At 45.5% G+C, this 12,699-nt stretch carries 13 protein-coding genes; 2 read left to right on the top strand and 11 right to left on the bottom strand.

Going from position 1 to position 12,699, the window contains the following annotated elements; all coding sequences use genetic code 11:
- Positions 1-14: 14 nt before the first annotated feature.
- The 9 genes from ABH897_RS11280 to ABH897_RS11240 all read right to left on the bottom strand — a co-directional run bounded on the left by ABH897_RS11280 (position 15) and on the right by ABH897_RS11240 (position 7,969).
- A complete protein-coding gene (locus ABH897_RS11280) occupies positions 15-1,193 on the bottom strand; it encodes a M20 family metallopeptidase (protein ID WP_404591934.1) in 1,179 nt (392 codons plus the stop codon).
- Complete coding sequence (locus ABH897_RS11275; RefSeq protein ID WP_404591932.1) at positions 1,190-2,116, bottom strand: hypothetical protein; 927 nt, start codon at positions 2,114-2,116, stop codon at positions 1,190-1,192. Before ABH897_RS11275 ends, ABH897_RS11280 begins: the two co-directional genes overlap by 4 nt.
- Complete coding sequence (locus ABH897_RS11270) at positions 2,113-3,084, bottom strand: NAD-dependent epimerase/dehydratase family protein (RefSeq protein WP_404591930.1); 972 nt, start codon at positions 3,082-3,084, stop codon at positions 2,113-2,115. Before ABH897_RS11270 ends, ABH897_RS11275 begins: the two co-directional genes overlap by 4 nt.
- Positions 3,081-4,451 carry an MATE family efflux transporter gene (locus ABH897_RS11265; RefSeq protein ID WP_404591928.1) on the bottom strand — a complete coding sequence of 457 codons (1,371 nt, stop codon included), beginning with the start codon at positions 4,449-4,451 and terminating at the stop codon, positions 3,081-3,083. The genes ABH897_RS11270 and ABH897_RS11265 overlap by 4 nt, the downstream gene beginning before the upstream one ends.
- 41 nt (positions 4,452-4,492) lie before the next feature.
- Positions 4,493-5,701, bottom strand: coding sequence for a UDP-4-amino-4,6-dideoxy-N-acetyl-beta-L-altrosamine transaminase (gene pseC, locus ABH897_RS11260; protein WP_404591926.1), 1,209 nt, complete (start codon positions 5,699-5,701; stop codon positions 4,493-4,495).
- A 424-nt stretch (positions 5,702-6,125) separates the two neighbouring features.
- Positions 6,126-6,461, bottom strand: coding sequence for a hypothetical protein (locus ABH897_RS11255; RefSeq protein ID WP_404591924.1), 336 nt, complete (start codon positions 6,459-6,461; stop codon positions 6,126-6,128).
- 305 nt (positions 6,462-6,766) lie between these two features.
- Positions 6,767-7,234: an AbfB domain-containing protein gene (locus ABH897_RS11250; protein WP_404591922.1), complete on the bottom strand. Its 468-nt coding sequence runs from the start codon at positions 7,232-7,234 to the stop codon at positions 6,767-6,769.
- A gap of 502 nt (positions 7,235-7,736) precedes the next feature.
- On the bottom strand, positions 7,737-7,907 hold the full coding sequence (locus tag ABH897_RS11245) for a hypothetical protein (RefSeq protein ID WP_404592155.1): 171 nt from the start codon (positions 7,905-7,907) through the stop codon (positions 7,737-7,739).
- A complete protein-coding gene (locus ABH897_RS11240; protein ID WP_404591920.1) occupies positions 7,874-7,969 on the bottom strand; it encodes a JAB domain-containing protein in 96 nt (31 codons plus the stop codon). The genes ABH897_RS11245 and ABH897_RS11240 overlap by 34 nt, the downstream gene beginning before the upstream one ends.
- 123 nt (positions 7,970-8,092) lie before the next feature.
- Here ABH897_RS11240 and ABH897_RS11235 point away from each other — a divergent pair.
- Positions 8,093-9,233, top strand: a protein-coding gene (locus tag ABH897_RS11235) for an IS630 family transposase (protein ID WP_404591918.1) whose coding sequence is annotated in 2 segments (ribosomal slippage) — positions 8,093-8,532 and positions 8,531-9,233 — 1,143 coding nt in all. Because the reading frame shifts where the segments join, the coding sequence is not laid out codon by codon here.
- A 91-nt stretch (positions 9,234-9,324) separates the two neighbouring features.
- On the top strand, positions 9,325-10,572 hold the full coding sequence (locus ABH897_RS11230) for a tyrosine-type recombinase/integrase (protein ID WP_404592143.1): 1,248 nt from the start codon (positions 9,325-9,327) through the stop codon (positions 10,570-10,572).
- 80 nt (positions 10,573-10,652) lie between these two features.
- Here the strand turns inward: ABH897_RS11230 and groL are convergent, their stop codons facing one another.
- Complete coding sequence (gene groL / locus ABH897_RS11225) at positions 10,653-12,284, bottom strand: chaperonin GroEL (RefSeq protein ID WP_044647879.1); 1,632 nt, start codon at positions 12,282-12,284, stop codon at positions 10,653-10,655.
- Positions 12,285-12,355: 71 nt separating this feature from the next.
- Positions 12,356-12,637 (bottom strand): co-chaperone GroES, encoded by a 282-nt coding sequence (groES, locus tag ABH897_RS11220; RefSeq protein ID WP_025685233.1) that lies wholly within the window; start codon positions 12,635-12,637, stop codon positions 12,356-12,358.
- Between the last annotated feature and the right edge of the window lie 62 nt (positions 12,638-12,699).

The following is a 12,699-nucleotide window of genomic DNA, read 5'->3' as shown; positions in this document are numbered from 1 at the left end:
AGCCCCTCCTCTGCTTATCCGAAAAAGTCGATTAAAAGCTCTTTCAGGCTTTGAATGTAGCTTTTGACATCGTCCAGGTCGATATATTCATCCTCGGTGTGGGCTTGAGCCAGCCGTCCCGGACCAAAAATTACTGTTTGGTATCCGAAATATTGAAAAACAGATGCATCGCATGAGCTTGGAAATACTTCTTGTTCAAGTGCCTTTCCAAACTTCATGCCATGGCTTTCCATAGGCTCGATAACCAAATTTGGATATTGGACGGTATAAGTCAAAACCGCTTGTTCAAAAGCTTCTTTGATCGCTCTGATCGTGTACCTGCTGTCACTGGCGATGACTCCTTCCATGTGCAGATCCTGAACAGGAAGGCTGGGGTCGGTTCCGCCGGTAATGATGCCGATATTCAAGTTCAACCCCTCATGCTCTCCTTTGAAGGTATTAATAGCATGGAGAAGCGAGGCGATCTCGGCAATTTGGTTGTGCTGCTGGGCATTCATGTGTATGCTTCTGGATTGAATGTGAAGTTTGAAGGGAAGAAAACCAAGAGAAGAAGTGCAGATTGTCGTGTTTGTAGGTTCAGCAATGACTACTTCTATCGGTTCTTGCCTAGCAGGCGCATAACCGTTGTCCTTGAGCCATTCGCAAGCTCGTATCGAGCCGTTGCCTCCGATTTCCTCGTCTACGACAGAAGTAAAGATAAGCTTTCCTTTCGTGAATCGTTCTTTGCATAAGCTGAGCGCATAAACCAAACTGCTAAGCCCGATCAGCATATCTGTGGCGCCCCGGCCTTGCAGCTTTCCTCCAACTATGTCCCCTTTGGTGTTCCAGGGCAAGTCATCTGCGTCTGCGCTGCTATTCAAAATGTCTACATCAATATGCCCGTTTAAAATCAACGTTGGCCCCGGACGGCCCGAGTCGGCAACAGCATACAAATTGTGCTTGATCATTTCGAGACCATCTTTATAAAAGCTGTTGTATTCCCAAGGATGCCGCATCAGATCCCTGCTTCTCAGCTCCGATACCGTGAACACATCCATATAGGTTGTCCAGCCTTCTTGCTCCAGCGCCTGCTGAATCAAAAGCTGGGCTTCCTTTTGGGCCGATGGTCTTGAGTAGGTCGGATGCAAACGAATTAACCGCGAGCCAAGCTCAAGGACACGCTCATACACGTAATCAATGGAAGAGACGCTCATGAAAGGGAATGCTCCTTTACGACCTTTTTTGCCCATTCGAGCATTTGAAGGACATGAGTGCGCCGGGTGTAGTCTTTCTCCGAAATTTCAAAAATGATGGCTTTATTTTCCCGCACCGCGTCCTCATGGATCAAGGTTAACGCTTCCGCATACAAGCTTTCGTCCACACAGCTTTCCCAGGGAAGAACGCCTTCCCGGCAGGAGGATTGCGTAATAGGATTCGCGATTTGATTAAACGCAGAAAAGTGCCAATGCTTGATTTTGCTTATCATGGTTTTGAAATCCATATAGTCACAAGGCGAATAGCTGGGAAGCATGCCTTGAAATTCAGGATGGGTGCGGGCGAAATTCATCGTATACACCGTGTTAAAATAATGGCAAATATCCCATGTGAAAAACATTTTGCCGATCTGTATATCTTGAAAATCTTTTGTAAATATAAAGACGGGATCGGCGTCATCGTACAAATTTCCGATAGGCGGCAAATTTTCCAGGCATACCGAAACGCTGCTCCCGGCCTGATAGATGACATCCTGCAAGCAATCCAGAAATCCTGCCCTCAATTCGTCCATGTTCTGATGCTTCCATTCTTCCAATAAATAAAGCTGATTGGCATGGACGACCACATGAGGGATGCCGAGCTGCTCCGACCTCTGCAAAGTTTCAATAAGACGCGATTTCACGAAAGGATCGGTAACGATGTTGCTATGGTTCACGGGGAAATGAAAGCTGGTGTTTCTGCCGCCGAACCAGTCAACGGCTCTTCTGGTATTCGCCCAAACGGAATCCCAAATGGGATCGAGCAAATCTTCGCGATTGAAAATCGCCGCCTCTACTTTGCCAAACAAATCCGCGTAATCCGGTTGAAGTTGCTCACCGTATTTGGCGTAAAAGGACAAGCCGAAGACATTTCGTTCTGTCATCGCGATACCCCCGGTTTTTCCAAGGTTAACGTCTTGATTGCCCAAGCAATATATTTTTTCAATCCCTCTTCAAGCGAAGTGACAGGCTGATATCCAAGACAGCTTTGAGCTTTGGAAATATCGACCGTCCGCTGCAGCACGTCAGGCTCGCTGGAACCGGATATAACAATTTTCGATTTGGATTGAGTTAAAGCCACTATTCGATGTGCCAAGTCCTTGATGCTGCATTGTTCATTTGGATTTCCGAGATTAAAGGACTCTCCCTGGTACTCGGAATGCAGAGCCCCGATGACACCGGAAACAAAGTCGTTGATGTGGCACCACACTCTGGTCTGTTCTCCGGTTCCGCTAATGATTAAATCTTCATTTTTCAGTGCTTTCATGACCAGATTCGTTATGGCATTTGTTCCCAAACGGTATTCCCCATATATGTTAAAAGGACGAATTACAATCGTTGGAATGCCGTACTCCCGATTATAGGCGTAAGTCAAATGCTCGCTTAGCACCTTGCTGGACGCATAGCACCATCGGGCCGTTTCCGGAGTTCCGACGGTAAAGTCATCGCTTTCCTTCGCAGCAATCGTGTGCTGGCCGTATACCTCGCTCGTACTGAAGGTAAGAAATTTTTTGAGATGATGTTGCTTGTTCGCCAACTCAAGCGCATACAGGCAACTTAAATAATTGGTATTGATCGTGAGGATAGACTCCTGAGCGACTTTGCTAATCCCCAAAATGGCTACCGCATGCACGATGTAGTCGTAATCTTCTCCCAGTTCCAACACTTTTGAACGGTCAGTAGCGTTGACTTGCAAGTAGGTGACATTGGTCAACCCCTTTTGGTAGGCAACTGTCTGTGTAAAAGGAACCGCATCCACAATCGTGACCTCGTGGTCCTGCACAAGCTGTTCCGCGATGGTCGAGCCTATAAAACCTCCCCCGCCAAAAAGTAAATATTTGTTTCTGCTCATACACTCATCTCCTTTTCCTTTGATGACCCTAATATTTCTTTATCTTCTGTGGCGACCAAACCTTTCGTTATCCAGCCTTTTCTTTTCCAGCGATAGAGGAAAATGAGTCCTCTCAGCCACTCGTCCAAAATGAAGGCCAGCCATACTCCTTTTAAACCGAAACCAAGTACGTTGCCCATGATAAACGCTGCTGGTACGCAAAGTCCCCACATGCTGATGACGCCGAGAACCGTCGGAAACCGGATGTCACCGGAAGCTTTTAACGAGCTGCTCAGAACAAAGTTGAACGCTCTGCCCGGTTCCAGCAATATCGACAGCGCCAGGAGCACTTTGCCGGTTTCAATAATATCCCGGTTTGACGTAAACAAAGCAAGCAAATGCTCGGATGTGAAAAAACACACAAGAGCGATCACCAGCGACACGAGCGTTGAAATTTTCAGGCTTAACATGGCTTGTCCATAAGCTTTTTGATGTTCTTTCGCCCCAACGAGATGACCTACGATGATTTGCGTGGCCTGTCCCATGGAATAGGAGAAAATCATGATCAGCAGCATAATGTTATAAGTGATGACTTTGGTCGTGATCGCGACAACTCCGAAAAAGGTGACAAAATACGTGATTAGAATTTGTGAAGAATCGTAGGACAACCGCTCCCCGGCCGTTGGTATGCCCACCTTAACGATCGCTTTGGAATCTTCGATAAAATGACTGCGGTCGGATTTCAGCTTCAGCTTGCGTTTGTACAAATAGATCATGCAAACCATGGCGAGCAGCCGGCTGGCGCATGTGCTGACAGCGACTCCCGTAAGTCCGGTTGGCGGAATGCCCAGGAAGCCGAACAATGCGATGCTGTTGCCCAGCACGTGAATCACGTTCATACCTACTACGACAAACATGGGCTCCTTGGCGAATCCATAATTTCTCATTATCGTGCTGATGCAAATAAGGATGGCCTCAAAAAGAAGAGAAACACTCACAATTTGTGTGTAATGAACGCCGAACTGGTACGCCTCTGTCGAAAGATTGAACAGCTTGAACACGAAAGGCGCCGAGAAAAAAAGTACAAAAATAAGGACTGCGCCGATCAGGCTGTTCAAATAAACGGAAGAGTTGGCGATATGGGAAGCCCTGTCACGATGTCCGGCTCCCAGCATTTGAGCAATAAGAATGCCCGAGCCCATCGCCATAAATTCAAGAATAATAATAAACATGGCAAAAACTTGCGATGAAATGCCTACAGCGGCTACAGCCTGTTCCGAGTAATGGGATAGCATTAATGTATCGACATTACCTAATACGATATGAAAGAAGGCATCCAGAAAAATAGGCAAGGTTAAACGAAATAAGGTGAGCTGTTTTGGTTGCAAAACACGTCCTCCTCTAAACTTCGCCCAGGCATGAAAAACGGTTATTTCAAATAATAGTTATATACTTTGGTCACAGCATCCACGACGTCTTGCAGATCGTGATCTGTCATCAGCGGATATAAAGGAATGGTGACAATTTCATCGTATAACGCTTCTGCGTTCGGACATAGGCCTCGTCTATAGCCCAACGATTGATAGTAGGGGTGCAAATAAACCGGGGTGTAGTGTAAATTAACGCCAATATTTTCTGCCTGCAAGGCTTGAAAGATGTCATCCCGACCTGCTGTAAAATAATCTCTTTCCCAACGCAGAGGGTACAGGTGCCAGCTGGAGGAAGTCCCTTCCGCCTGACGCTGGAAAGCCAATCCCGGCATCTGCCGAAATGCCTCGTTATACAAGGAGGCCAATTCACGCCGCCTGTCCACAAATTGATCAAGCTTTTGCAGTTGGCTTGTTCCTAAAGCCGCCTGAATATCAGTAATCCGGTAATTGTAGCCGAGAATTTGCATTTCATAGTACCATTTGGGCAAATCTTGACGCTGCAGCTCTTGGGCGTCTCGTGTAATCCCATGGTTTCTGAACATCAGCAATTTCCGATATAGTTCTTTCTTATCGGTGACGACGGCCCCTCCCTCACCTGTTGTAATATGCTTGACAGGGTGAAAGCTGAAAATCGTCATATCTGTCGACATTCCCACTCGTCGGTCTTTATAAATCGAACCGATGGAATGAGCCGCATCCCGAATGGTGACGAGCCCGTGGGCCGAAGCCATGTCGGTAATCTCGTCATATGGTGCCGGCTGTCCGGCATAATCGACAATAATTAGGGCTTTTGTGTGTAAGCTGATTTGCTTGAGAATGGCTTGTGGTTCCATGTTGAAGGTTTCGGGGTGAATATCAGCGAAGACTGGTTTTCCTCCCATATACAACACGCAGTTGCTGCTGGCTGCAAAGGTTAGGGGAGTCGTAATCACCTCGCTATCGCTTTCGATCCCTGCGGCAAAACAAGCAGCATGCAGCGCAGCGGTGCCGCTGGAAAAGGCAACGGCGTATTTAGTTCCGGTCTCCTCAGCCATGCCTTTTTCAAACTCGGGAATTTTAGGGCCTGAGGAAAGAAAATCGCTTTTTAAAACGTCGACGACACTCTGTACATCCGCGTCGTCGATCCACTGCCTGCCGTAAGGCAGCCACTTTTCCCTGACGGGTTTGGCTCCGCGTATGGCCAAACCTTCTTTCTGTATGTTCAACATGAATATCGCCTCTTTTTCCGATAGATTGTGAGCCTCTTATCACTCGCAAAAACGGTTTTTGAAGACGCCATGTGCGGGAAACATCTAATTCCGAGATCGAGAAGCTGCTCCTTAAACGAAAAAAACTGAGTGTTCATCTACTATGACAGGACTATACAGATAAATACCACACCAGCCGACTTTTCGCGCATCACCTGCATTTATGCAACAAAGGACGCCATACATGTAATTTGTTATTTGTGGAATCACCACCCAAAAAATTGTTATATATTCCAATTATATGGTACATTGAATGAGATAACATGTCAATGCTTTTATAGATACTTTTGTTGTACTGGAGAAATGTCACCTTATAACCGGTTTTCTCCTAATGAAAATCTTACAGTAGAACAGAGTGTGTATCCCTCTCGCTTGTTTCATGTACTTATAATGATTCCTTCAAAGTCAGGTGTGCCGCCATAGCTCGCTCTTGTGGGCTGGCGTTGAGCATTGCAGCAATCTGCTTATACTCTGTCTCGCCCTCCCATCCGTGGTGGCCGAATTTGACGTAATGCAGATTATCAATGTACTTAACAGCATCCTTTGCTATCGCCACTCCTTGTATCGTCAGAGAATCGCCAGGATCAGTTGCATAATCTCTTGGTGGGACGGAGTATGTGCCTTTAAGCACATTGCTTTTACGGTGACGATCCTCCTTCGCGCCCTGAAGCACTTCGAACGCTATGTTAAGTTGCGCGTGTGTTAGCTGGTATACTTCCATTCATCTGACACCTCCGTAAGATCAACATCCCACGATTCCAAGTTTCGCAATACCGAACTCCTTTGAACATCCGTCATACGGTCAAGATTAGCTAGTAACCATGCAACTTGTGGTTCTGTAGGCTCATCGAATCCAAATGCATGACATCCAGAGTTGCCTTCTTTTTCGACCCATGGGTAACATCCAAATTTTATAAAACAAGGTACATGGTTACTGTCTCCGCTTACGAATCTTTTTCAGAGGAACTGTCGCACTTGGTTTGACAATCCGCCGTATTATATAAGTAAGTAACATCAGCTAATATATTACCGCCACATAATCGCTGGTTTCGCCGTTATCCGAAACGTGGAATCCTTAAGGGCTAATTGGTCGTTTTGAGGGATAAAATCGACGTAAAGGTGAAAATTCCGATGACGAATGTAGTGCCTAGGAGGAAGATTGATTGCACGAAAAGATATAAACTCCCAGCCGTATGGATATGCAAGTCCCTGTTCTACGATAAAAGTTGAGTCTGCCTGCATTAGTGGGTCTGCCGGATTGTCCGGATAAAGCTTAATTCGAAAACCTTGATGTCTTAAGAAGTGATTTGGGAAGTTGTAGGAACGAAGTCTTGCTAAGTTTCGGCTTTCATCAATCCACTCCAAATTAAACGTAGCATCCATTTTACCTGAATCACTGCTATTCATATGGATTGGGTCGAGTTCCCCAAGAAAGTTTCGATGACGGATAAACCTATCCGGATAGTTAAAGGATCCAAAAGTACGCCAAGCCATAATATCCCCTCCTAGTTTCAAATGTTCCTAAATATGTATATGCGGATGTATATTCTTAAGATAATTGTCCATACAGATTTAGAGGAGTCCAAGCAATGAAGGGGCTGTCCAGAAAGTCCATTTCCCAATCATTTTCTACAAAAGTAAAACCCCAAGAATGCTGATATTACGGCATCTTGGGGTTTTCTTTTTTGAGTTGTCGGGCTGGAATACCACTTTTCGGACAGGTCTTTTCAGGCTGTCGAGAAAGTCTTTCGACAGCTTTTTATGCTAATTTTGTTTAATACGACACCGCGTTAATGTTATATAATATAGGTAACTATTTCATGGAACGGACGGTGTTGGTATGCTGCGATCTTCTCGAAACAACAATCCTTTGAGTTGGTTTCCCTGGAAGAACTGGTACCTCAAGATCATTTACTTCGCAAAGTGGACAAATATATAGACTTCTCCTTCATAAGTCACCCACCCTATAAAATAGTAAAGAGCAGCAAGCGCTCCTCTACTTCACACGTTTAATCAGATTCAACGTTATAGTCTTCAGCACCTCCGATGATGCACTAAGCATCACTTCGGCGATCCAACGCTCCTTAGTCGGTTTATTGAGAAGTGAGTGTAGGAATCGTTCCTTAGCCGACATCACATCATCCCCTGCTCTTTCATGGATAGCCATCCGTCGCGACCAACAACTACGTGGTCCAGCATGGTAATACCGATAATCTTCCCTGCCTCCACAAGTCGCTGGGTAACATTAATGTCATTTGGGCTAGGTATGACTTCACCGCTAGTACACTATCAGTTTTAAAAAAGTAAATGAAAATGGTAGAATAGAGTCAAAACCCAAAAGAGGTAATGACAATGAAAAACCAAAGGTATCGCGTAGAGTTAACGGAAACGGAACGAAAAACCTTACAATCTCTGGTTTCGAAAGGCAAAGCCACTGCCCGCTCCATCCGGCGTGCTCAGATTCTACTTTGGGCAGATGAACAGTATCCGATTGGCAAGATGAAGGATCTGGAGATCGCCAAGCAACTTCAAGTGCATACCAATACCGTGCATCTGGTACGTAAAATGTTTGCGCAGCAAGGGCTACACGCTGCAATCGAAAGAAAAAAACGGTTGACCCCGCCCAATCCACCCAAAATAACGGGTGAGCTCGAAGCTCAAATCATTGCCCTGAGTTGTAGCGAACCCCCGGAAGGAAGAAGCCGCTGGTCGCTACGTCTTTTGGCGGACAAAGCCGTGGAACTGAAGTACATCGACAGCCTTTCCTACGACACGGTGGATCGTATTTTAAAAAAACGAACTCAAGCCGCATCTTCGTAAGTGCTGGTGTATTCCACCAGAGAAGAACGCAGCATTTGTAGCGGCGATGGAGGATGTGTTGGAGGTCTACCGACTTCCTTACGATGCTTCATGTCCCGTGATCTGCATGGATGAGAAACCCTATCAACTACTGAATGATGCCCGAGACCCCATTCCGATGAAACCTGCGAAACCAGAGCGCCGGGATGCGGAATACGTAAGACAGGGGACGTGCAGCATTTTTATTTTCACCGAACCGTTAGCCGGGTGGCGACAGGTAGATGTACGCCCTCAGCGTACACGAGTGGAATGGGCACAGCAGATTCAGGAACTGCTGGATGTCCACTACAAAGAAGTACCCAAAATCCGCTTGGTGATGGATAACCTGAATACGCACTCGATTGCTTCGCTGTATCAAGCGTTTGAGCCCGAAACCGCTCGTCGTTTAGCAAAGCGTTTGGAGATTCACTATACACCGAAACACGGAAGCTGGCTGAATATAGCTGAAATTGAACTTAGCGTCATGACACGACAATGTTTAGGGCGCCGAATCCCATCCATCTCCGAATTGGCTAGCGAACTCAGCGCGTGGGGACGTACACGAAATGAATCTCAAAAGGGTGTAGACTGGCAATTTTCAACGGCTGATGCCCAGATAAAACTAAAACGGTTATATCCACAATTTAAAGACTGATAGTGTACTAGTGCCATTATTTATGTTCCAAGCAGAGAACATTTATGAGGATTGGAATAACGAACTTTTGTACTGATAGGGGTTGATCATCATCGCATCATACACCAAAATCAAAGCAAACAACAAACAGGGTTATAAATGGATTTGTACCATAGATGGTCCGCCTGACCCTGTAACAGGCAAACGTCGACAAATCCCACGCCGCGGCGATACTAAGAAGGAAGCATTTGACCGTGCAGATGCTGTGCTCAAAAAGCTAAAAGATGGAATAGATACTAAAAAAGTAAAAAAGCTCACATTTGAAGAGGTTGCCTGGGAGTGGTTGATAACATATTCCAAAAGAAAGATCAAACGCGGTACAGTAAGAGTAAGAGAGAAAGAAATAAAAATACTGTTAAAATATTTTGCTAAAACAATCATTGATAAATTTACACATCGACAATACCAAAACGCTCTGAATGATTTAGACGACAAAGAATATGCTCGGACAACGATAGAAGGTGTACATGTCACGGCAAATATGATCATGAAATATGCAATAAAACATAAGATGCGAAATGACAATCCATGTACCGGCGCTATTATCCCCGAGAAAGTCTTAACTGTAGAGGAACTTGAGAATACTTCTATTGAGGATGAGTATTTAGAGAAAAATGAACTAACTGAATTTCTTGAAGCGGCTTATCAATACGGTTTGCCAATGGATTTAGAAAGGTTTTACTTACTTGCTTTTTCTGGGATGCGTTCTGGGGAATTATGTGCTTTAAAATGGCCAGATATAAATTTCGATACAAATCAAATCCGTATAACCAAAACGTTATATAACGAACGGAACAACATGAAACTCTACGATCTAGTTACTCCAAAAACTAAAGGTTCAGTTCGGACCATCCATATAGATGAGAGTGTAATCAATTTGCTTAAGAATCTTCAAGAGAGACAAAATGAAATCATGGGCGAAGCTAAAAAGCTCATTTCGGATTTTCATGATGCAAACTTCGTATTCTGTCGAGACAATGGATACCCATTCATTCAAAAGAACGTCATAATACGAATGGAGAGGCTACTCAAAAAAACATCAATTAAAAAAGAAGCCACCCCTCACATATTCAGGCACACGCACATCAGCATGCTCGCTGAAGCTGGAGTAGATCTAAAAACAATCATGCAAAGAGCCGGTCATGATGACCCCGAGACCACCTTGAGAATTTATACTCACGTTACGCAGAAAATGAGAAAAGATGCGAATGAAAAAATACGAATACACTTCGCAGATATATTGAACTTCAATTTCCACAACATGAGCGAAAAATCTGAGATGGTTTTGCAAGAAATGTGATTTTTATGTGATTTTATAGAAAAAGGCTCCCTCTCGGGAGCCTTATAAATAGCGGTATTACAGGGTTCTCAGGCCCTTTGTTACATCATTCCGCCCATTCCACCCATACCGCCCATGTCAGGAACGCCAGCAGCGCCTGCAGGTTCTGGTTTGTCAGCGATAACCGCTTCGGTAGTCAGGAACATAGCTGCTACGGAAGCAGCGTTTTGCAGTGCGTAACGAGTTACTTTTGCAGGGTCAACGATACCAGCGTCGATCATGTTTACCCAGTCGCCAGTAGCTGCGTTAAAGCCTACGCCAACTTTTTCGCGTTTCAGACGCTCAACGATTACGGAGCCTTCTTCACCCGCGTTAGCAGCGATCGTGCGGATTGGAGCTTCCAGAGCGCGCAATACGATGTTCACGCCTGTTTGCTCGTCGCCTTGCAGTTCAACGGCTGCAACAGCGCTGTATACGTTCAGGAGCGCTACACCACCACCGGATACGATACCTTCTTCAACCGCAGCACGGGTTGCGTTCAGGGCATCTTCGATGCGCAGTTTGCGTTCTTTCAATTCTGTTTCAGTAGCCGCACCGACTTTGATAACTGCTACACCGCCGGACAATTTAGCCAGACGCTCTTGCAGTTTCTCTTTGTCGAACTCGGAAGTCGTTTCTTCCAGTTGTGTACGGATTTGGCTAACACGAGCGTCGATGTCGGCTTTGTTACCAGCGCCGTCAACCACAATCGTATTTTCCTTCGTGATACGCACTTGACGTGCTGTACCCAGTTGATCTACGGAAGCAGTTTTCAGGTCCAGACCCAGTTCTTCCGTGATCACTTGACCACCTGTCAGGGCAGCGATATCTTGCAGCATTGCTTTGCGACGGTCACCAAAGCCTGGAGCTTTAACAGCTACAGCGTTGAATGTACCACGCAGTTTGTTAACAACGAGCATAGCCAGCGCTTCGCCTTCGATGTCTTCAGCGATCAGCACGAGCGGCTTGCCTTGTTGTACGATTTTCTCAAGCAAAGGCAAAATTTCTTGTGTATTCGTGATTTTTTTGTCTGTGATCAGGATATATGGATTGTCCAGCACAGCTTCCATTTTGTCCGTATCTGTAATCATGTACGGGGAAATGTAGCCACGGTCGAACTGCATACCTTCAACCACTTCCAGCTCAGTTGCAAAACCGCGGGATTCTTCAACAGTGATAACACCGTCTTTACCCACTTTTTCCATAGCTTCAGCGATCAGTTCGCCTACTTCGTCGTCAGCAGCGGAAATACCAGCTACTTGTGCAATGGATTGTTTGCTTTCGATTGGCTTGGAGATCGCTTGCAGTTCAGCAACAGCTGCTTTAACCGCTTTGTCGATCCCTTTACGGATACCGATCGGGCTTGCACCAGCAGTTACGTTTTTCAAACCTTCTGTGATGAGGGCTTGAGCCAAAACAGTAGCGGTTGTCGTACCGTCACCAGCTACATCGTTGGTTTTGGTTGCTACTTCTTTAACCAGTTGAGCGCCCATGTTTTCGAAAGCGTCTTCCAGCTCGATTTCTTTTGCAATCGTTACACCGTCATTTGTGATGAGCGGGCTACCGAATTTTTTCTCCAGAACAACGTTACGGCCTTTCGGTCCGAGTGTTACTTTAACAGCGTTAGCCAATGCATCTACCCCACGAAGCATGGAGCGACGAGCGTCTTCACTAAATTTAATGTCTTTTGCCATTTGCGATAAACCTCCCATGGATTATGAATGATTTGTTCGATTCCTATATTCAGGTCTTGTCCGGATTCCGGTTAACCAATGATCGCGTGGATATCGCTTTCTTTCATAATCAAATATTCTTTACCTTCATATTTGATTTCCGTTCCAGCGTATTTAGAGAAGATTACACGGTCGCCTTCTTTTACTTCCAGAGGAATGCGGGCACCGTCTTTCAATGCGCCTGCGCCAACCGCGATAATTTTGCCTTCTTGCGGCTTTTCCTTAGCAGAGTCAGGAAGTACGATTCCGAAGGAAGTCGTTTGTTCTTGCTCAATTGCTTCCACCAATACGCGTTCACCCAAAGGTTTGATCATGAAAAAATAGCCTCCTTATTAAGTGTTTTATTCCGTTATACGGTTGTTATGTTGTATGTATT

This window comes from Paenibacillus sp. RC73, from assembly GCF_044908085.1.
Classification (GTDB): domain Bacteria; phylum Bacillota; class Bacilli; order Paenibacillales; family Paenibacillaceae; genus Paenibacillus; species Paenibacillus terrae_A.
The sequence above is the reverse complement of the archived record's forward strand: the minus strand, read 5'-3'. Positions and strand labels throughout refer to the sequence as shown.